The sequence below is a fragment of the Ureibacillus sp. FSL K6-0786 genome (assembly GCF_037965165.1).
GTDB classification, from domain to species: domain Bacteria; phylum Bacillota; class Bacilli; order Bacillales_A; family Planococcaceae; genus Ureibacillus; species Ureibacillus thermosphaericus.
In genome coordinates this window covers 1,256,678-1,277,304 of record NZ_CP150191.1, presented here as the reverse complement: position 1 = coordinate 1,277,304, position 20,627 = coordinate 1,256,678, and the positions used below count along the sequence as shown (strand labels likewise).

Below are 20,627 nucleotides of genomic sequence, written 5' to 3'. Positions count from 1 at the left end.
ATGTATTAATAAGGGAGAATTAATGATGAGAATTCATAAAGTCATTGTTCGTTATGTAAAAATGCCAATGAAAAATCCATTTACAACAAGCTTTGGCACGTTACATGATAAATCTTTTTTATTGTTGGAAGTTCACACAGATGAAGGAATTGTTGGATTTGGTGAATGCGTTGCTTTCGAAGCGCCGTGGTATAGTGAAGAAACCGTAAAAACTTGTTGGCATATGCTAGAAGATTTTCTGATTCCAATGATTTTACAAAAGAACATCCATCATCCAAATGATGTAAGTAAAATGTTTGCAGGCATACGGAAAAACAAAATGGCCATTGCATCGATTGAAGGGGCAATTTGGGATATTTACGCACAACAGTCTAATCAATCTTTAGCAAAAGTCCTTGGAGGAAATAAAGAAAAAATAGATGTAGGAGTGAGTCTCGGTATTCAATCGACAATCGAAAAGCAAATTGAAGTGGTCGGGAAGTACATTGCAGAAGGATATAAAAGAATTAAAGTCAAAATAAAGCCTGGATGGGATGTGGAAGTCATCAAAAAGCTGCGGGAAGCATTCCCAAATGTTCCGATGATGGCAGATGCGAATTCAGCATATACTTTAAGCGATATCGACTTATTAAAACAGTTGGATGAGTATAATTTGATGATGATTGAACAGCCGTTAGCTTATGACGATATTGTGGATCATGCGACACTTCAAAAGCATTTGAAGACACCTATATGTTTAGATGAAAGTATTATATCCCTTGAAGATGCACGAAAGGCAATTGAATTGGGGAGTTGTGGTGTTATAAATATCAAAATTGGACGAGTTGGAGGTTTGTCTGAAGCAATCAAAATTCATGATTATTGCCAATCAAAGGGCATACCGGTTTGGTGTGGTGGAATGCTCGAGGCAGGAATTGGCCGAGCACATAATATCGCTTTAACATCATTATCAAATTTTGTTTTACCTGGAGATACTGCAGGGTCAAGCCATTATTTTGAGGAAGATATCATAAATCCCGAAGTTGTTGTGAAAGATGGAACTATCCAAGTGCCGCAAACTGTTGGAATTGGGTACGAGCCTAATCGAAAGATTATTGATAAATATACAGTTTCCTCGAATGTTTACAATTGAATACGACAAACGATTATTGAGTTAGAGAAATGGGGGAAATGGTGAGAAATAGTTTAAAAATCGGGGGAGCATTTGTCGGTTTAATGATTGGGGGAGGCTTCGCATCTGGACAAGAGATATTCCAATTTTTTATCTCCTACGGTTGGTATGGACTGTTTGGGGTTTTCGTTGCTAGTGTACTATTTTCTTTTTTAGGAATGAATATAGCAACATTAGGATATTCTTTGAAAACAACATCCCATAAAGAAGTCGTGCTTTTTATTGCAGGTTCAACATTCGGCTCGATCATCGATTGTCTCATAACGGTGTTTTCTTTTTGTATTACGGTTGCTATGTTTGCAGGGGCAGCGAGTGCTTTTGAAGTGCTATTTGGAATAAATGGTTTTATTGGTAGTTTCTTTATGATGATATTCACAATTTTCACACTGATGCTCAATGTAGAAAAAATTATAAGTATACTTGCCTTAGCAATCCCCTATTTAATCATCGTGATTTTCATACTAGTGATTGCTTCAATTTTAACGATGGATGGTAGTTTCAATGAACATATAGAAATGGCAAATCAATTATCAACAGGACATTGGCTATTAGCAGCACTTTTATATGTTTCGTATAATTTAGCGGTAGGGTTGCCAATGCTTGCGGTAATGGGGAGTACTGTGAACAGTAGAAGAGAGGCAGGAATGGGTGGAATTATTGGTGGATTATTAATGGGCATGTTGATTCTATTAGTTTATGTGGCGCTAATGGCAAAAATGGATGTGATTTTTGGGAAGCCGATGCCTACATTAGTGATTGCCTTACATATACATCCCATTATTGGTGGGCTGATGGCTATTACTTTAATTATAATGATTTATAGTACAGCAGTCGGTGTACTTTATTCTTTTGTCATTCGATTTGTATCACCAAAGTCCAAAACGTATAAATATTTTCTCATTGTTTCTGCCTTCATTGCATTTTTTGCAAGCTTTATCGGGTTTACTACCATTGTGAAAACTGTGTATTCCATTATGGGATATTTTGGGTTTATCGTAATAATCATCACTTGTTGGATATGGCTAAAAAGAAAAGGGAGCTTAACCTGAGGCAATTCTCAGGTTTTTTTATTTATGAAAGAACCAATCACTCATTATTCACATATATAATGGGGTAACGGTATTTTACTCGTTAGGAGGAACAACATGTATCCATATTGGCAACCACATCAGTTTGACATCTTGCCTAGCTTAATGCCCCCCTTTGACCAATCAAAAGGCCCCTCTGTAGTAGCTTATCAATTGAGTGACGTTACCGGTGATGGAGTGCTTGATGGAATTTTTCTGATAGCCTCAAAACTCGACGATAGTCCTTATTTAAGCAATATGAGTCTAGTTGTTCAAAATGGTTTCACCCATGAAATATCCGTATATCATTTAAAAGATGTAGCAGGATATAATCCAACGATTTGGACGGGAGATTTAACTGGTGATCAGGTAAATGATATTCTAGTAACTGTTCAATCCGGTGGAAGCGGAGCGATAGTCTTTGCTTACGTATTTTCGTTTTTACATGGCAAGTTAGGGAAAATTTTTGATTCTATTAAGTTTAATGAAGAACGGCAGTATGAAGTAAACTATAAAGACAATGCAGAAGTAATGGTAACGAGCAGGAATCCTAACATACGTTATCTATTAAATATTCGTTATAAAGGAAAAGAGTATTTACATGAAATATATGATTCCAATGGAAAGCTAAAGGAACCTATTCAAGGTTGGGTAGATCCTGCTAGTGGGATATATCCAATTGATCTAACGGGGGATGGGAAGTATTCATTATTAACAATGGAAAAAATCGCCGGGAGATATCATGCAGATGGTTTAGGATACGTTGAGAACGTTTTAAATTGGAATGGACGGGAATTTGAAGCGGTGAGTCAACATGTTGCAATTAATGGAGCAAGTTTCTAATATATTTTCTGCAAATAAGTTAAAATGGTTTTGAATATAGTCAACGATTAATAAGTCGCTTCTTCAATGAAGCGACTTAATTTTTTCGATTTCTCTTAAAAAAATAATAGCCTACTGTTGAAATAAATACTTGTAAAAATTGGCTATTATTAGACTTTAGGGATGCAATGTAATGCTTCCTCTGCGCTTGAGAAAGGTGGCCGGATTAATAGTAAACGTTCAATATAGTTTTTTACTTCTTCAGGTAATTGTAATTCTTCTTGCCAACTTCTCTCTTTACTTTCTGTAGGAGTATAGGATGAGTAAAGTAAAAAGAGTAGAAAATGACCGAGAAAATAAAGATCACTACAATGATTTGCAGCCTTTTTTGGATTTTTAACTTCCTCAATCTTTTGCTTCGGGTTTAAATAAGTAGCTAATCCAAAATCAATAATAGAGAGCTTTCCTTGATGGACTAATACGTTAGGGATTCTTAAGTCGCGGTGCACAATACCTTTATGATGAATTTGGACGACCATTTCTAGAAGTATTTTTAAAATATGAAGGGATTCAGGTAAAGAATAAACATGACCTTCTTCAAAGATTGTTTGCTCAAAAGTGCGGCCTTCCATATAATCCATTACGAAAAAAGGGATATTTTCAACTTCATTTTCAACAATGACGGAAGGGACAAAGGGAAAATTCAATTCTTTAAGAATTTGGATTTCCTTTTGAAATCTTTGACGTAATTTCTTAGAATGTCGATATTTCGTTATTAGACGTTTCAGGACATATTTTTTTCCGGTCCGCTTTTCTATGATTAAATATGCTATACCATAAGTACCAGTACCAAGTACCTCAGAAAAACAATAATTTGTCTTTTCATCTATATACCTTTTAAATATTCGATGGTACTTGTTTTCAAGAAAATACCGAATCATCGTTTAACTGCTGAAGAAACTTCTTGAACTGAAGAAGCTACCGGAACGAAAAATACCACTGCTTTTATGTCCACGTTTGTAATAATGATGTCCGTAAAAGTTATGCCTTTTTGTGAATCTTCTATAGTTGGAAGAAGAATGACGTTTTCCCCCCATGATGGACTTGAAAAATTTATCGATCATGCTAAACTTCCTCCTTTTCAAAAAGCCTTTTTTGAATATGTACGAATTATCAATAAAGAAGTTTCATAAAAAACGATTCGACGACAGGAGTCAACATATTATTTATCACCCATTAGGTAGAATTAAAGAAAAACTTAAAAAATTTTGAAACCATTTTGATAGAATCTTCGTATCTATAAACGGGTCACATAAATTGGTAACAAATTATAAGAGTTTCCAGTAGAGGGATATGTTACAATTATTGTAAATGTGGCTAACTATTATGTGTCGGAGGAGGAGAAAAATGAAGAAAACAAGATTCTTTTCTATTTTACTAGCAATTGTTTTATTGTTAGCGGTCCCGTTTGGGAGTGCAGGTGCAGCTGGCTTTACAGATGTAAGTGGTAAACATTGGGCTTCATACGAAATCAACCGCTTAGTAAGCAAAGGGGTTATTAAAGGGTATGAAGACAATTCGTTCAAGCCAAATCAAACTATAACACGTGCTCAAGCTGCAGTTATATTATCAAGAGTATTAAAACTTGATACAAGCAAAGATTCAAAGATTGTATATAAGGATGTTTCAAAAGATTATTATGCATATGACGCTATTGCTGCTGTAACAAACGCTGATATTATGAAAGGGTCTAATGGTGAATTCAGACCGAATGATGATGTTACTCGTGCACAGATGGCGATTATTTTAACAAATGCCTTCAAATTAAAAGGTAATGGAACAACATCTTTTAAAGATGTAGCGAAAGATTTCTATGCATATGAAGCAATTGATGCTCTGTATGCAAATGAAATTACAACGGGTAATGAACAAAATGCCTTCAATCCAAATCAACCTACGACACGTGCTCACTTTGCAGTATTCTTATCAAGAGTATTGGATAAACAATATGCAAATGATCCAATTGTACAAGAACTAAAAGAAATTTATCAAAAAGAATTTGAATTGAATTCTTATGAATTTGAAGGAACAATGAATTACGGTTTTGAATTCCCTACAATTGAGGGAGCAACTGAAGAAGCAACTGCAATCTTTGATATGTTTAAAGATATTCATGTCGATTTCAAAGGGGTTTATCAAAAAGACCCATTACAACTTGAAATGGATATGACATTTAAACTAAACGGACCGTTCCCAATTGGTGATATTAAACTGCCAGTTGTGATGACTGCTGATAAAATGTGGATTCAAATTCCTGAACTGCCATTTGCCCCAACTCCAGAAGAGTATAAAGGTAAATTTATTGAAATGGATTTTGCTGAGCTTTCAGAAGTAACTGGACAACCTGCTCCTGTAATGGATATAGAATTACAGCAAAAACTTAATGAAGAATTGTTCGATCTCTTCTTTGATCACTTCGGTGGGGAGTATTATGAAGAAGTATCTAAAGATGCAATTCAAGTACCAGAAGGTATTGAAGTAGACAAAGTAATTAAATTTGAAATGACGAATGATGAATTAACGCCTTTCATTCAAAAACTATTTAATAAAATTTTACCTGAATTCGTTGCATTATTGGAAAACCCAGAATACGCCAAAGCACTTGGTGTTACTTCCGAAGATATCGAGATGTTAAAACAATCACTGGAAGCTGCAGAATTAGATATTAAAGATATTGTTGGTGAAATTAATAATTACGTGACATTAAATGAATTGAAAGAATATATTGCTGTACATCCAGAAAAATATATTGGCTATGATGTGTTAAATTTTGATATAGACTTTACAATGGAAGGCGAAACATTCGGATTAAAAATAAACTATAAAATGGGTAAATCGAATGTAAATGAAAAACCAAACTTTGTGATTGGTATACCAGATGCGACAAAGATTATTAAGTTTGAAGATTTAATTAACTTCGAAGGGGTCATTGAAGATTAATTTCTAATAATTTAGTACGAGTCTTTTAGTGTCCATTTTGCCGCACAGTGCATGTTAAGTGTCCTGTGCGGTTTTTATTCAGAATGAGAAGTGATGAAATAGAAACATTTAAGTTAATTCGAAACAGAAAAATAAAATAAATGTGAAAAGTAGCTAAGTAATACTTTAATAAAAATGATTTTTTTGTTATTATACCAATAAAACATATAAAACAACTTGGTATACTTTGGTTGTTAATATTCAACAAAAGGTGTTTTTAGGATACAAACACATCTTTTTCTCCTCTTTCAATGAAGATGAATATATGCCTATGTAGCGTTGAAATAGCTACATACATTGAAATTAGCTTGAAGAAAAGGGGGAAAAAGCGTGTATCCTTTTTTTAACGACAATGATAATAATAATCAATTTGATTTTGATGATGATGTAACGCGTAGAGGGTTTCAAGGCCAGCCATCAAGGTTCCCAGGTATGCCAGGAGGATTCCCTGGTGCACCAGGGGGAGGCCAAGGCGCACCGGGAGGATTCCCAGGTACACCAGGAGGATTCCCAGGTACACCAGGAGGATTCCCAGGTACACCAGGAGGATTCCCAGGTACACCAGGTGGATTCCCAGGCGCACCGGGAGGATTCCCAGGTACACCAGGAGGATTCCCGGGTGCACCAGGGGGATTCCCAGGTACACCAGGAAGACCACCTGGAGGACAAATGACTCCACCTGCAGCTCCGCCTCCAAGTTTCACACCTCAACTTAGCTCATTCCAAGGAACAGCTGAATTTGGTCGTCGCAGTGGAGGACGAGGAATTGGGAGATGTTTGTTCCGCAATACTTTTATTTGGTTAACGAATGGTAATAGCTTCTGGTTCTATCCGATGTTTGCTTTCGGTAACTCAATTATTGGTTTCCGTTGGAGAGGAAATCGAGGTTGGGTTTACGATGTATTAAATCGTCAACGTATTGCATTCTTCCAATGCTATTAATTTAATGATATACAATATTGAATTTCAATGGATATGCCTATGTTTGAAGTGAGCGATTTTCCGCGTCACTTTTAAACATAGGCCGTTAACTCTAAAAATAGTTCTACTCCGTTCATTATAAAAAGAATAAGTAGTTCTTTTTTTTATTTTGAAAGAATAATAATTAGAAAGAATGAAGGAGGGTAGCAAGAGTGGAAAAAATACAGAAAACCCGTGAAAAGCTTTTGCAAAGTGTTCGTTCCTTGTCTAATGAACAATTAAATGCAGTACCTGAAGAAGGGAAATGGTCAATCGCTCAAGTGTTAGAGCATTTATATTTAATGGAAATGAATACGGTAGATGGAATATTGGAAACGCTATCAAAAGATGAATACAATCCAACTGAAGAAAAACCCCTTTACCATATATTAGATCGTACGGTGAAACGAGTAGCGCCAGATGATTTAACACCTTCAGAGAAATTTCAAACATTAGAAGAGCTTATACAAAAATTAGAAAAATCTAGAGAAGCATTGTGGCAAAGTATTGAAGGTGTTAGTGAAGAAGATTTAGAGCAAAAATCTTTTATTCATAGAAGGTACGGGCTATTATCAATACGACAGTGGGTATCATTAATTGGCTATCATGAAGAGCGTCATTTGCAACAGATTGAAGAAATAAAAGGGACGTTATTAAAGAAGGTTAATTAATGAAACACCTTCGATTATCGTAGGTATAATCGAAGGTGTTTTTAGATTTTAGGAAGAAGTAATATGCTTGTTGTCGAAACTGAAATGTTAACTTGAAAAAACTGTTTCTCCTCTACTGCTTATGTTTCTTCCACTATTTCTCGTTTTATCCTCGTTTAAATTTGCATGATTACCACAACAATAAACTAGTAACATCTTATTAATGTGATTCTCAATTCTAGAGTAAATATCCCAAACATAGAATAATTTTTTTCTAAATGAATATATATACTATAAAGTTGTGTCCATTTTATTACGAAAAAGGAAATTTTTATAACAACATATAAAAGGGGGGAGGGCTTGAGTTGCCTATGGTGGAAATGGGATTTTCCATACTTATTTTGTTCATCCTTTCACAAGCTTTTATATATATACAAACAAAACGTAGAGAAAAATCAAGAGAATATAAAGAAATTGCTCAACATTTCGTCCTGCCATATTTAAATGAAGTGTTATTATTTATCGAGTTAAAAACTGATCATCGCAAAGAAACAGGGGTACCGATGATTGAAATTAGTTCAGATGAAGTCGTAGGTAAAATACAGGAAAAGATTAGTTATGGAAATGCGAAGTTAATGAATGCGCTTTATCGTTACTTTAATTCGGCAGCGTATTTTGAAGGTCGAGGAGAGGCAAAAAATCTAGCGACTTATGAGGTGTTCTATCATTATTTAGATCATGCTTATAATTCGATTGAAAAAAGCGAATTCAAAGACGAGCAATTATTAAATAACATATTAAAATGCCAAAAAATTTATGGAATTGCTTTCGTTTTGACTTCCATTTTAGGCAATGATGAATCGTTAAAAATTCTTTCGTATAAATGGCTTTGGAGTCATCACTTTTTAAATAAAATTCCACTGCATTTATTAGAAGATTTAATTCATAACTATAATAATTCAAAAACAGAAGAGCATAAGTTGTTAAAGTTTTTAAGCATTATAAAGCAAGATTTCCATGAGTCACCAGAGATCGATCGATTCCATGAATTAAAAAATTATTTGGAAGAAGCTTTCATAATTGTAGAAAAGCGCTGGTTAAATTATAGTAGCTAGTATTGGCTACTTTTTTTATTCATATTTTACTTTTAGTTTCATATAAAAAATGATAACTTCTATTTTTGTGAAGTTATTTATATATAATTATAAAGGGTTTAAGCGAGTCAGCACTAATTTATTTAGAAAGTAAGGTGAAACAATGAGAGCTTATATTTTAAAATTGACATTCGAAGGAATTAAACCAGAAGTTTGGCGAAAGGTGATTATACCGGTTGGAGCAACCTTTAATCGACTGCACGAAACGATACAGTACGTAACAAATTTTAAAAGCTATATGGAACCCTATCATCATTTTTGCTTCCCTTTGGAAGATGTTATGATCACAAATAATGAAGAATTAATTGAACAGAAAGAATTGAACGGAAAAAAGGTAAAGCAACCTAGCCGCATTAAAATTGATCAATATATTGAGAAGAACGGTAAAATTCTTTATCAATATGATTTCGGGGATAATTGGGAAATCACCATAACGTTAGAAGATACCGTAGATGATTATTATTTTGGCTATCCGACTTTGCTAGACGGCGGAGGTATGGCACCGCCAGAAGATGTTGGGGGACCAGTTGGATATATGAATTTTTTAGAAATTATTCATGACCCAACTCATCCACAATATACTTCAACTCGAGAATGGGCTGAATCGGTCGGATATAAACCGTTAAATATAGACCATATTAATTCTCTTTTAAAACATGTAAAATTCAAAAAGACAGAATGGGAACATATTCATCATGAAAATTATTTAATTATATCTGACAAATATAGGGGTTCTGAAGTTATCGATCCAGAAAAAGTAGCGAATAAAGAATTAATATATGACTATATTGTAAGTTGTACGAACTTATATGGAATTGTTCCAAATTATAAAGTAATACACATTTACAATTTGCAAAACAAGCCAAAAATTACGAGTAAAGAATTACAAGCAATTACAACGGATTCAAAATATAAAAAACTACTTGAAGAAGCTAATGTCGTTGTAAAATTAGATCGTTTTATTCATAAAACTCTTGAAGAGAACAATATTACGGAAAAATTGGAACAACTTGTGGTTGGGAAGCCATTTTACATTCCTGAAAAAGAAGAATTACTGCGTTATAAAGATGAGTTCTATTATGAAGAAACGAAGTATCATCGAGAACTTATTAAAATACTAGAAAGAGTTGAAGGGCTAGAAAGTAGATTGATTCAAGAGTTAGTGGATGATTTTGTATGGAAAATCAAGGTGATGAATTATAAATTTAATATCATCATGAGGGAATTTTTAAATCAATTTGTGTTTGAAAATGTCAATCAGGTTAACGAAATAACAAGGGTGATTTTTTCCATTGCAAATACTACAAGACTTTGGGACAATCGTGGGTATACTCCAAAGGAATTAACAGATCTTTCAAAACCAAAACAAACGAAAGTAGTAGTTGGTGCTAAAATTGGCCGCAACGATCCATGCCATTGCGGAAGCGGGAAAAAATATAAAAAATGTTGTGGTAGGTAATTAAAAAAACCAAGGTGATCAGCCAAGATCTCTTAGAGATTTATTTCACCTTGGTTTTTATTTTATTTAATTTCAATGCTACCGCTAGATACTTCTAAATCGATATTGTATTGTCCAGTTCCATGAGTGCCTCGTAAACGATTTTTTTCTCTCACTTCATTATTTAAAGGAAAACGATTATGAATGTTTCCGCTTGAAATTTCGCCAGATAATGTAAAGTCACTATCATCTGGTAAATCGAGTGCAATATGGCCAGAACTTACTTCTGCATCTATATCACCTATTAAATCATCTACTTGAATGGAAATATTTCCGGATGAAACATCAATCTCCAATTGGCCTGTCACATGTTTAATATTCACATTTCCAGAATTAACATCCAATTCAGCTTTATTTGCTTGTAACGAATCGATGCGAATGTTTCCTGATCTTACATCCATTTTGAATTCATGGAGTTCCATGTCTTTTGATAATTCAAAGTTAATGTTTCCAGAACGAACATCAAATTCTAAATCACGATTATAGTTTTCAGGGATTGTAATAATAAGCTCTGTTCGATCCCCGAAATTGAAAAATTCATACCATCTGCGATCATATTCTATTTCAATCGTATCGTCTTTTTTAGAAAGGGATACTTTGCCTTTACCTTTTAATTTCGCTTCAACATAATCTTGATTTTTAGTAAGTATTGTTGCATTTGCTCCTGCAAGATCTAACTCGATTGTATCAATTTCATTTGTAACTTCCGCTCTATAATCTTTTGAAAAGAATGAAAAGTGACCAATACTAATTAAACTAAAAAGCAATAACATAACGACGATGGCTAAAAGTATTTTCTTCACAGAAAACCTCCTAAATATTTTTGTTTATATCAACATATTAGATAAAAAGGGGATGGCCAACAACAAACCGGGGGTTTATTTCTTTATAGGTCTCGAGGTGTAGAAGAAATAGAAGCATTGAGTAAGTATTAAAGGGGAAAAATGTAAAAAGTCGAATGGATAAAAAATGGATATATACATATTGCAAAAAAAAAAAACGCCTGTTAAAAGGCGGGATAATAGTGAAATTTATTGAACTATTTCAAGTGATAGGAAATTGGCGATATTTGTAAAATAATTATCTTTAATCATGTTGTACGACAGGATGGGCGTCATCAATGACTCTGATAGGGCGCATCATATCGTGATCTTCATGTTCGAGCAAGTGACAATGCCAAATATAGTTCCCCGTATGTTCTTTCCAATGCATGATGACTCTTGTGACCATTCCGCTAGGAGCGCTCACCGTATCTTTCCATCCTCTTTCGTAGTCGAGAGGCGGTTCTGGATCACCTATAAACTCAAGAATTTCCCCGTTGGAATTTTGGTATAATTCAAGATCAAACGGTCTTCGATCAAGAATTTTGAATTGTACTAAATGAATATGCATAGGATGGGCAATTGGTGTGGCATTGATAAATTCCCAAATTTCAACACTATCTAAAGAAGGTTTTTCTGAGCATGGATCGTGATACATTTTATTATCTAGCATCATCATAATTCTACCGTATTGATCTTCTCCGACAGATAAAGGTAGCTTACGAATGACATGAGCGTGGTGTTCATGTAAATCCATTGATTCAGCAAGTTTAGTTGGAATCTCACTTGTATCTTTTCCTTTTAACGGGCGAGTTACACGAAACTCCATAATGTCCCTTTTGGGCTCATCTTCATCAAATAACGTATTAATTAATTTGATTTTTTGCCCTTTGAACGAGGAGAAGTCGACGATTACATCTACTCGTTCCGCTGGCATAAGCTGTATAGAAGTAACTTTAACAGGTGCAGTTAAAAAACCGCCATCCGTACCAATGAGATAAAATGGTTCCCCATTTTCAAGTTGGATATTGTAAGTAGAGCTGTTCGCACCATTTAAAATGCGGAATCGATATTTTCTTGGTTCTACCTCTAAATACGGCCAAGCTTTTCCGTTAACAACCATCACATCTCCGTTGAAAAATGGAACAATGGTAGGAATAAATGGTGCTGGAATTGGGAATGGTGCATCTTCCGGTGGACGATCTGGATAAAATAATGATCCATCTTCGTTAAATGACTTATCTTGGAGGAGAAGAGGATATTCATAATCTCCTTTTGGCAAATTTAATCGATCTTCTAATGCATCTCGGATGATATAAAAACCTGTCAGACCTGCATAAACATTTAATCTTGTCATCGCCATTGTGTGATCATGATACCAAAGGGTCGCTGCTGGCTGATGATTTGTGTATTCATGAACCTTTCGTTTAAATTTTGGTCCCGTATATTCATAGTTTTGTGTATACCAAGCTTCTGGATGACCATCGCTTTCCCAAAATACATTAGCACCGTGTACATGAACAACTGAACGAACTTCTGGTGAGTCACCTACACCGTGCAATGTGCGATCGATAGGTAAGAAATGCTTTTTTGGAAGTTTGTTTAAATATTTCACATAAATTTTTTTGTCTTTTCTTGCCTCAATTGTTGGCCCCGGATAAATTCCATCATATCCCCACACTTTTGTTAATGGAAAGTCTCGGTGAAATCGATGAAACGCTTCTTTCATCGTAATTTCAAAATATGAATTGGTTGGATAGTTAGGGTTGGGTTTCGGTTTCACTACAGGGGGTTTTTGTAAAGGCGTTACAAACTTTGGTATTGAAGCAGGATCTTTCGGGTTTACTTTCGTTTTAGGCAATTTTTCACTTCCTTTGTCATACTTTCATATCTATCCTATTCATCAGCATCATCTTATGTTTCTAATAGTGGGACAGATAGAACGTATGATGACAGACCATTAAAGTCAAATTTGAAGCTGATTGATGGTAATGATGTCTAACTATGCTGTAAAAACACATGGCGAAATGTAAATTAGTGGGTTTGCCTAATTGGAAGATTGTTGGTGGAAAAATTTATGAGAGTTTTGCATATTCGTTAGTGAATATTAGGCTATTGGAGTCGCATCTGATTCTTTCGGTACCTTATTCGCAACAGTAATTAACTCGAATAGAAGCATATGTTTAATTTATTCCTTAGTTCACAAGTTGGAAAATAGAATAAAAGACCCCTATCTAATGCGGGGTCCTTTATGTTAAAAAAGTTTTTATATTACCTTAAAGGGCACAATGAGAAGATTATCCAATCTATTTAATATTATGTTAAATGTTTAAGCTATCAATAAAGTTTTCAATTTCTTCTTGTGTTTTGCGGTCGCGGCTAACGAAACGTCCAATCTCTTTTCCATTGTTGTAAGCGATAAAACTTGGAATTCCAAAAACATCAAGTTCGCCGCACAAATCTAGAAAGTCGTCACGATCTACTAATACAAACGTATATTGAGCATATTTTTCTTCGATTGCCGGAAGGAATGGTTTAATGAATATGCAGTCTTTGCACCAATCTGCTGAAAACACAAAGATTACACGTTCGTCGTTTTTTAGTTCATGAAACTGTTCAATGGATTGTAGTGATTGCATTGTTTCTCCTCCAAGTGAATGTATTGTAAGTTAAAAGGTATCATACCATATTATTTAAACCAAAACAAACTAAACCACTATGTTTTATTTAATACATCTTCTATCATCAGAGCGATGCTTAAATTGGTTTTTGTAAAATTATCGTTTAAATCAACATCTAACAAAGATTCGAGTTTTCGAATTTTATAATTGACGGTATTTCGATGAAGGAAAAGTTTTTTGCTAATCCGATTTACACTTCCGTTTTCTTCTAAAAAAATTTTCAAAAATTGCACATAGTCCGATCCATTCATTTGGTCGTATACATATAGGGGGCCTAGCATTTCTTGATGAAAGGATTTGATGACAGGATCGTCGTATAATGCCAAAAGAATACGATATGCACCGATATCTTTATATTTAAAAAAAGAAGATTTTTGTTGCAATTGGGTTAAATGGATCACAGTGAGCGATTCGTTATAACTTTTTTTCACTTGTTGGATTGAGTGATATTTATTTCCCATACCAATGGTTAATTGTCTTGTCCCCAGTTCTTCGTATTCCTTTTTATAAATGTTTTGAAAGATGGATTCTATTGGAATTTTCTTAGCGTGTTCATCATAGGAAAAGATGACATATATCAATTGATTATTATGTTCCAAACAAAAGAAGTGTTTGAAATATTGTTGAAACTCATAATCAATCAATTTTCGGTATTGAAAATATTTATTATTTGGTTGATCCAATAAACAAGTAATCACGCAAAAAGATTCTTCTTTTGAAATACCACGTTGCTTCAATAATTCTTTTAATTCTTCGAGAGGGGAATCGATATCAAACAGTAATTGCTGCAAAATTCTTTTTTCATTGTTTTGTTGATAGTGCATATTTTGTTTTTTCGAAATAAACTCAAAAGTCATTTTTAATAAATCCGCTATTCGATATTTCCATTCAAATTGGAAAAGAGGTAATTGCTTTTCATTCGCAAATTGAATGATTGCATTGGGGACACGAGGAATGTAGGGTCCGATATTGATAATAAAACCTGCTATTTTTTTAGCATGTGAGGACTTAATTAATCTTTCCAGTTGCCTTTCATCATTATTCATTTGAATACCAGTCGTTACAATTAATTCATTTGGTCGACAAAATGGAACTAAGTCAGCCGATTCGATTACATTAATTCCAGAAAAACTTTTATGGATTCCAGCCTGTCCACCAATTAACTGCAGATGTTGGAAATTTGGATCAGATAATAGCTCCGAAATTTTTACCATAGAATCCCCCCAAAATAAATTGATACGCGTAAATCCCCTATTGGCTTATATGAAAAAAAATTATCAAATAGAACTGTGCAACTGCACAATAATTTTCGTCAGAATGACCATTAATTGAGGATTAAGTTTCTAATAAAATTATCGTAATAAGTCACAGTTTAGTTGGTATAAAGGGGGGGAGTTAATGTATAAGTGCAATGAGGCGAGGCTGAAAGAATCCATCATTCAGTTTAGTCAATTCGGTGCTACAAGTAACGGCGGTGTTACAAGGCTCGCCTTATCAAAAGAAGATCTTCAAGCAAGGGACTATTTCGTTCAATGTTGTGAACAACTAGGGATGGAAATAAAAACAGATGATATGGCCAATATTTATGCGACTTTGCCGGGAAAAAGGAATTTACCACCAATCGTGATGGGGTCGCATCTTGATTCCGTCGTGCGAGGCGGTCGGTTTGATGGAGTGCTTGGCGTATTAACTGCGCTAGAGGCGGTAAGAACAATCAAAGAAAATGGACTAGAATTAGAGATTCCGTTAACGATTGTGAATTTTACCAATGAAGAAGGTGCTCGTTTTGAACCGTCAATGATGAGTTCCGGGGTACTTTCTGGAAAATTCGATAAAGAACGAGTGTTAAAATCAACAGACGTAAGTGGCATCACGTTTGAACAAGCATTGAAAGAAAGCAATTATCAAGGAAGCGAAGAAAATCGGCTAAAAGAAGCCAGTGCTTTTATTGAATTGCACATTGAACAAGGTCCTGTACTAGAAGCGGAAAATGTTGAAATAGGTATTGTTGAAGGTGTAGTGGGAATGGTTTGCTATGAAATTCGCATTACAGGTGAATCAAACCATGCCGGCACAACACCGATGAAAATGCGTAAAGATCCTTTATTTTTAGCTAACAAATATATATCACTCCTCATAGAAAAACTAGGTCAAATCGATGAAGAATTAGTTTATACAATCGGTCGAATGAATGTCTCTCCAAATATTCACACAGTCATTCCTAACAAAGTTGTCTTCACGTTAGAGTCACGTCATAAAGATCCAGCAAAAATTAAACAAGTAGAAGAAGTAATCCATTCCTTACCAGAAGAAGAAGCAGGATGCAAAGTGGAAATTGAAAGGCTTTGGAATCGTGATACAGTCGTTTTTGACGAAACAATTTGCAATCAAATCGAAGAGGCTTGTAAAAGCTTTGGTTATTCATCAAAAAGGCTATATAGCGGTGCAGGCCACGATGCACAATTTATTGCAAGCTACATTCCTACAGCGATGATATTTGTGCCAAGCATCAATGGAAAAAGTCATTGCGAAGAAGAAGAAACCCCTTACGAAGATTGTGCAAAAGGTGCAGATGTATTGCTGGAAACAGTGCTGAATCTTCAAACAAAATTTTCACTAAAAGTGCAAGAAAAGCAAACTAATTAAAGGAGGAAAGGTGCTTATATGTCAAAAAAAATCATTAAAGGCGGCTGGATTGCAACTGCCTCAGATTTTTTCCAAGGTGACATTTTAATTGAAGGAGAGAAAATTGTTCAAATCGGTGGAAACATTGTTGATCCGGATGCTGAAATCATCGACGCAAGTGGAAAGTACGTGTTTCCAGGGGGAATCGATCCGCATACGCATCTAGATATGCCTTTCAATAATACTGTGACTGATGATGATTGGGAAACAGGGACAATTGCTGCAGCCTTTGGTGGAACAACAACAATAATCGACTTTGCATTAACTGCGGGGGAATCGAAGCTAGCAAATGCTGTGGAGAAATGGCACAAAAAGGCGGAAGGAAAAGCAGTTGTTGATTATGGGTTCCACTTAATGATTCATGACTTAAATGAAGAAACGGAAAAAGAATTGCCTATTTTATTAGAAAAAGAAGGAATTTCATCCATTAAGGTATTTATGGCTTATGCGAAAGAATTCCAAGCATCTGATCGAACATTGTTTAAAGCTTTCAAGATAGGAAAAGAAACTGGTGCTGTTGTGATGGTTCACTGTGAAAACGGTTCCGTAATCGATGAACTGGTGGAAGAAGCACGAAGAAAAGGCCATACAGCACCAATTTATCACGCTTTGACGAGACCGCCAGAAGTGGAAGGAGAAGCGACGAAGCGAGCAATTGAACTCGCTCATATTGCGGGAGCAAAGCTTTATGTTGTTCACGTGACATGTAAAGAAGCAGTTGAAGAAATTATTAGAGCCCGAGAAAAAGGATACGAAGTTTACGGAGAGACTTGTCCACCATATTTGGTGCTAGACCAAACAGCCCTAGAGAAACCAGGATTCGAAGGAGCAAAATATGTCTGGTCGCCTCCTTTAAGACCGAAATCTCATCAGGAGCCATTGTGGAACGCATTAAAGGCAAAACAATTACAAACGATTGGTTCGGACATGTGCTCATTTAACTACAACGGTAAGAAGCGTTTAGGGTTAAATGATTTCTCTAAAATTCCAAATGGCGGACCATTTATTGAAGACCGCTTCAGTGTATTATTCTCAGAAGGTGTTGCAAAAGGGCGCATTTCCATTACAGACTTTGTTGACATGATTGCAACGAGCGCGGCAAAAATCTTTAATTTATATCCGCAAAAAGGAACAATTGCGGTTGGCAGCGATGCAGATATTGTCATCTTTGACCCGACTGTAAAACGGACTATTTCCGCTGAAACACATCACATGAATGTCGATTATAATCCGTTCGAAGGAATGGAAGTGACAGGTGAACCGGTAAGTGTATTGTTGCGCGGAGAGTTCATTATTAAAGACAAAGAATTCGTAGGTAAAATCGGAGGCGGTAAATATATTCATCGCAGCTTAGCTAAGGAACCAAAAAAAGAAACTCAAATCATCAATTGATAGTTTAGGAGGGGGATGTATGACAAGCCTTTTGGGGGGTCGCATTTCATCTAATTTGACTGAAAATTTTGAAGAAATTTATAAAGGAATGACACCAAGCGAAGCTATCGAAGAAGCGAATCGTTGTTTGTATTGTTATGATGCACCTTGTATTAAAGCTTGTCCAACGGCGATTCCAATTCCTAATTTTATTAAGAAAATTGCATCCGGTAATTTAAAAGGGTCAGCAAAATTGATACTTGAGGCAAATCCTATTGGAGCCAGCTGTGCAAGAGTTTGTCCAACTGAGGAGTTATGTGAAGGCGCTTGTGTTTTAGGTTCTGTTTCAAAACCGATACAAATAGGCAACTTGCAACGATATGCAACAGATTGGGCAAGAGAACAAGAAAAACCTTTATTTGAAGCAAAACCATCTAACGGCAAAACGGTAGCCATTATCGGAAGCGGTCCGGCAGGATTATCTGCAGCAAGAGATTTAGCTCGTTTAGGCTACGAAGTAACGATTTTCGAAGCGGAAAAGGAAGCAGGGGGGTTAAATTATTTCGGAATTGTTCCTTTCCGCTTACCGAAAGATGTTGTGGAATGGGAAGTACAACAAGTTGAGCAATTAGGTGTTGAAATAAAAACGAATACTCGTGTTGGTGTAGATGTTTCCGTTGATGAAATAAAAAACAATTATGATCGAGTTGTGTTGGCAATCGGAATGGGTGATGTTCCGAATTTAGGAATTGAAGGGGAAGAATTAGAAGGCGTTTATGATGCAATTCAATTTGTAAAAAATACAAAATTAGGATCTATTACAGAATCTTTCAGAGGGAAAAAAGTTGTTGTCATTGGTGCAGGAAATACAGCGATTGATGCTGCAACATGCGCAATTCGTTTAGGTGCAGAAAACGTTCAAATTTTATATAGAAGAACTAAAAATGAAATGACAGCTTATGAGTTTGAATATGATTTTGCAAAAATGGACGGCGTTGAATTTAGATGGTTAACAACGCCTGTGAAGATTATTGGAAAAGACAATAAAGTCGTAGGCATTGAGTGCATCAAAATGGAACTTGGCGAACCGGGTGAAGACGGTAGACAAAAGCCGGTACCAGTAGAAGGTTCTAATTTTGTATTAAATGTAGATGCAGTAATTAAAGCCATTGGGCAAACGCGTCACATAGATTTATTAGAAGCCTTTGGTGTGAAACATTCAGGCGGAGTTGTTCAAGTCAATGAGTGTTTAGAAACGTCTGAGAAGAATGTCTATGCATGTGGAGATGTTATCTTTGGGAAAGGTCAAGGAGAGGCAATGGTTGTAACGGCTACACAACAAGGGAAAGAAGTAGCAAAAGCTATACACGAATCGTTTGAATTACAAAAGGAAAAAGCCTAGGGGGGATTGAAACATGGCGGATTTAAGCATAAATTTAGCGGGAATTAAATCACCCAATCCATTTTGGCTTGCTTCAGCACCACCGACAAACTCTGGCTATCAAGTTCAAAGAGCTTTTGAAGCAGGTTGGGGTGGAGCGGTATGGAAAACCCTTGGTGAGCCTATTTTAAATGTCTCTTCACGATTCTCTGCATTATCATATAACGGTCAAAGAGTGGCAGGATTTAATAATATTGAGCTCATTACAGATCGGCCTATCGAAGTGAATTTGAAAGAAATCTATGAAACGAAAAAGAAGTTTCCTAATCATGCTGTTATTGCATCCTTAATGATGGAACCAAAACGAGAGAAATGGCATGAGATTGTGAAACGTGTTGAAGATGTGGGCGTAGACGGGCTAGAGTTGAATTTCGGATGTCCACACGGTATGGCAGAGCGAGGAATGGGAAGCGCCTCTGGTCAAGTTCCAGAGCTTGTTGAAAAACAAACTTATTGGGTTAAAGAAGTTGCAAAAACACCTGTTATTGTAAAGCTGACGCCAAACATTACAGATATTACAGCAACAGCAGAAGCTGCGACTAGAGGCGGTGCAGATGCAATTAGTATGATCAACACAATTAATAGTTTAATGGGTGTTGATTTAGATACATGGAACACGATACCTCATGTTGCAGGAAAAGGAACGCATGGAGGATATTGTGGTCCAGCTGTCAAACCAATAGCGCTCAATATGGTGGCAGAATGTGCAAGAAGCCCTTATATCAATGTTCCGATTTCTGGTATTGGAGGCATTTCCAATTGGCGTGATGCAGTGGAGTTTATGCTGATGGGGGCTACAGGTGTTCAAGTATGTACAGCGGCGATGCATCATGGATTTAGTATCGTAGAAGATATGATTGATGGTCTTAATAACTATCTCGATGAAAAAGGAATTTCTTCTGTGATGGATATTGTCGGAAAAGCAGTTCCGAAATATTCCAATTGGGGAGATTTGGATCTTAACTATAAAGTAGTTGCAAAAATTAACAACGATGTGTGCATTAACTGTAACAAGTGTTACATCGCTTGTGAAGACACTTCTCATCAATGTATTGAAAGATTGAATGATGAGAATGGTAATCCGATTTTAAAAGTACGAGAAGAAGATTGTGTAGGATGTAATTTATGTTCGATTGTTTGTCCGGTGGATGGCGCAATTGAAATGGTTGAAGTGAAAGACCGATTACCGAAGATGACTTGGAACGAGCGTCAAGCGGCAATTGCAAAATACTCTATGGCCAATGTATCTAGTGAATAATTCATTCTG

18 protein-coding genes are annotated in these 20,627 nt (G+C 35.6%); 13 read left to right on the top strand and 5 right to left on the bottom strand.

What is annotated here, in order from left to right; genetic code table 11:
* The first annotated feature begins 25 nt into the window (after nucleotides 1-25).
* The 3 genes from menC (at nucleotide 26) to NSQ18_RS06215 (ending at nucleotide 3,081) form a co-directional block, all read left to right on the top strand.
* A complete protein-coding gene (gene menC, locus NSQ18_RS06225) occupies nucleotides 26-1,132 on the top strand; it encodes an o-succinylbenzoate synthase (protein ID WP_339289457.1) in 1,107 nt (368 codons plus the stop codon).
* A 29-nt stretch (nucleotides 1,133-1,161) separates the two neighbouring features.
* Nucleotides 1,162-2,220, top strand: a complete 1,059-nt coding sequence (locus tag NSQ18_RS06220) for a hypothetical protein (protein WP_339289456.1) — start codon at nucleotides 1,162-1,164, stop codon at nucleotides 2,218-2,220.
* 96 nt (nucleotides 2,221-2,316) lie between these two features.
* The gene (locus NSQ18_RS06215; RefSeq protein WP_339289454.1) at nucleotides 2,317-3,081 is read left to right on the top strand and encodes a VCBS repeat-containing protein; all 765 of its coding nucleotides are present in this window, start codon (nucleotides 2,317-2,319) and stop codon (nucleotides 3,079-3,081) included.
* Between the two features lie 149 nt (nucleotides 3,082-3,230).
* Here NSQ18_RS06215 and NSQ18_RS06210 read toward each other — a convergent pair whose 3' ends face one another.
* The gene (locus NSQ18_RS06210; protein ID WP_339289453.1) at nucleotides 3,231-4,001 is read right to left on the bottom strand and encodes a protein kinase; all 771 of its coding nucleotides are present in this window, start codon (nucleotides 3,999-4,001) and stop codon (nucleotides 3,231-3,233) included.
* 84 nt (nucleotides 4,002-4,085) lie between these two features.
* Here NSQ18_RS06210 and NSQ18_RS06205 point away from each other — a divergent pair, with 84 nt between their 5' ends.
* From NSQ18_RS06205 to NSQ18_RS06180, 6 genes are all read left to right on the top strand, one after another.
* Nucleotides 4,086-4,253, top strand: a complete 168-nt coding sequence (locus NSQ18_RS06205; RefSeq protein ID WP_339289452.1) for a hypothetical protein — start codon at nucleotides 4,086-4,088, stop codon at nucleotides 4,251-4,253.
* A 214-nt stretch (nucleotides 4,254-4,467) separates the two neighbouring features.
* A complete protein-coding gene (locus NSQ18_RS06200) occupies nucleotides 4,468-6,060 on the top strand; it encodes an S-layer homology domain-containing protein (RefSeq protein ID WP_339289450.1) in 1,593 nt (530 codons plus the stop codon).
* A 369-nt stretch (nucleotides 6,061-6,429) separates the two neighbouring features.
* Nucleotides 6,430-7,041, top strand: a complete 612-nt coding sequence (locus tag NSQ18_RS06195) for a hypothetical protein (protein ID WP_339289448.1) — start codon at nucleotides 6,430-6,432, stop codon at nucleotides 7,039-7,041.
* Nucleotides 7,042-7,232: 191 nt separating this feature from the next.
* Entirely contained in the window at nucleotides 7,233-7,730 is a 498-nt protein-coding gene (locus tag NSQ18_RS06190; RefSeq protein WP_339289446.1) for a DinB family protein, read from the top strand.
* A gap of 344 nt (nucleotides 7,731-8,074) precedes the next feature.
* Nucleotides 8,075-8,824, top strand: a complete 750-nt coding sequence (locus NSQ18_RS06185; protein WP_016837615.1) for a hypothetical protein — start codon at nucleotides 8,075-8,077, stop codon at nucleotides 8,822-8,824.
* Between the two features lie 142 nt (nucleotides 8,825-8,966).
* Nucleotides 8,967-10,322 carry an SEC-C metal-binding domain-containing protein gene (locus NSQ18_RS06180; protein WP_168412467.1) on the top strand — a complete coding sequence of 452 codons (1,356 nt, stop codon included), beginning with the start codon at nucleotides 8,967-8,969 and terminating at the stop codon, nucleotides 10,320-10,322.
* A 62-nt stretch (nucleotides 10,323-10,384) separates the two neighbouring features.
* Here NSQ18_RS06180 and NSQ18_RS06175 read toward each other — a convergent pair whose 3' ends face one another.
* The 4 genes from NSQ18_RS06175 to NSQ18_RS06160 form a co-directional block, all read right to left on the bottom strand.
* The gene (locus NSQ18_RS06175) at nucleotides 10,385-11,164 is read right to left on the bottom strand and encodes a DUF4097 family beta strand repeat-containing protein (protein WP_168412466.1); all 780 of its coding nucleotides are present in this window, start codon (nucleotides 11,162-11,164) and stop codon (nucleotides 10,385-10,387) included.
* 283 nt (nucleotides 11,165-11,447) lie between these two features.
* Complete coding sequence (locus NSQ18_RS06170; RefSeq protein ID WP_168412696.1) at nucleotides 11,448-13,043, bottom strand: multicopper oxidase; 1,596 nt, start codon at nucleotides 13,041-13,043, stop codon at nucleotides 11,448-11,450.
* 460 nt (nucleotides 13,044-13,503) lie between these two features.
* Nucleotides 13,504-13,821 carry a thioredoxin family protein gene (locus NSQ18_RS06165; RefSeq protein WP_016837619.1) on the bottom strand — a complete coding sequence of 106 codons (318 nt, stop codon included), beginning with the start codon at nucleotides 13,819-13,821 and terminating at the stop codon, nucleotides 13,504-13,506.
* Nucleotides 13,822-13,898: 77 nt separating this feature from the next.
* Nucleotides 13,899-15,077, bottom strand: a complete 1,179-nt coding sequence (locus NSQ18_RS06160; RefSeq protein WP_016837620.1) for a PucR family transcriptional regulator — start codon at nucleotides 15,075-15,077, stop codon at nucleotides 13,899-13,901.
* A 184-nt stretch (nucleotides 15,078-15,261) separates the two neighbouring features.
* Between NSQ18_RS06160 and NSQ18_RS06155 the strand changes: the two genes are divergently transcribed.
* From NSQ18_RS06155 to preA, 4 genes are read left to right on the top strand one after another with little or no spacing between them, the layout of a single operon-like run.
* Nucleotides 15,262-16,509 carry a Zn-dependent hydrolase gene (locus NSQ18_RS06155; protein ID WP_016837621.1) on the top strand — a complete coding sequence of 416 codons (1,248 nt, stop codon included), beginning with the start codon at nucleotides 15,262-15,264 and terminating at the stop codon, nucleotides 16,507-16,509.
* Nucleotides 16,510-16,527: 18 nt separating this feature from the next.
* Nucleotides 16,528-17,940 (top strand): dihydropyrimidinase, encoded by a 1,413-nt coding sequence (hydA, locus tag NSQ18_RS06150; protein WP_096549877.1) that lies wholly within the window; start codon nucleotides 16,528-16,530, stop codon nucleotides 17,938-17,940.
* 19 nt (nucleotides 17,941-17,959) lie between these two features.
* Nucleotides 17,960-19,321: an NAD(P)-dependent oxidoreductase gene (locus tag NSQ18_RS06145; RefSeq protein ID WP_016837623.1), complete on the top strand. Its 1,362-nt coding sequence runs from the start codon at nucleotides 17,960-17,962 to the stop codon at nucleotides 19,319-19,321.
* 13 nt (nucleotides 19,322-19,334) lie between these two features.
* Complete coding sequence (preA, locus tag NSQ18_RS06140; protein ID WP_016837624.1) at nucleotides 19,335-20,618, top strand: NAD-dependent dihydropyrimidine dehydrogenase subunit PreA; 1,284 nt, start codon at nucleotides 19,335-19,337, stop codon at nucleotides 20,616-20,618.
* Nucleotides 20,619-20,627: the final 9 nt, after the last annotated feature.

Excerpts from the sequence above, each read along its gene's own strand:
- menC (WP_339289457.1), top strand. The coding sequence starts at position 26 with ATGAGAATTCATAAAGTCATTGTTCGTTATGTAAAAATGCCAATGAAA.
- NSQ18_RS06220 (WP_339289456.1), top strand. The coding sequence starts at position 1,162 with ATGGGGGAAATGGTGAGAAATAGTTTAAAAATCGGGGGAGCATTTGTC.
- NSQ18_RS06215 (WP_339289454.1), top strand. The coding sequence starts at position 2,317 with ATGTATCCATATTGGCAACCACATCAGTTTGACATCTTGCCTAGCTTA.
- NSQ18_RS06210 (WP_339289453.1), bottom strand. The coding sequence starts at position 4,001 with ATGATTCGGTATTTTCTTGAAAACAAGTACCATCGAATATTTAAAAGG.
- NSQ18_RS06205 (WP_339289452.1), top strand. The coding sequence starts at position 4,086 with ATGATGTCCGTAAAAGTTATGCCTTTTTGTGAATCTTCTATAGTTGGA.
- NSQ18_RS06200 (WP_339289450.1), top strand. The coding sequence starts at position 4,468 with ATGAAGAAAACAAGATTCTTTTCTATTTTACTAGCAATTGTTTTATTG.
- NSQ18_RS06180 (WP_168412467.1), top strand. The coding sequence starts at position 8,967 with ATGAGAGCTTATATTTTAAAATTGACATTCGAAGGAATTAAACCAGAA.
- NSQ18_RS06165 (WP_016837619.1), bottom strand. The coding sequence starts at position 13,821 with ATGCAATCACTACAATCCATTGAACAGTTTCATGAACTAAAAAACGAC.
- NSQ18_RS06160 (WP_016837620.1), bottom strand. The coding sequence starts at position 15,077 with ATGGTAAAAATTTCGGAGCTATTATCTGATCCAAATTTCCAACATCTG.
- NSQ18_RS06155 (WP_016837621.1), top strand. The coding sequence starts at position 15,262 with ATGTATAAGTGCAATGAGGCGAGGCTGAAAGAATCCATCATTCAGTTT.
- hydA (WP_096549877.1), top strand. The coding sequence starts at position 16,528 with ATGTCAAAAAAAATCATTAAAGGCGGCTGGATTGCAACTGCCTCAGAT.
- NSQ18_RS06145 (WP_016837623.1), top strand. The coding sequence starts at position 17,960 with ATGACAAGCCTTTTGGGGGGTCGCATTTCATCTAATTTGACTGAAAAT.
- preA (WP_016837624.1), top strand. The coding sequence starts at position 19,335 with ATGGCGGATTTAAGCATAAATTTAGCGGGAATTAAATCACCCAATCCA.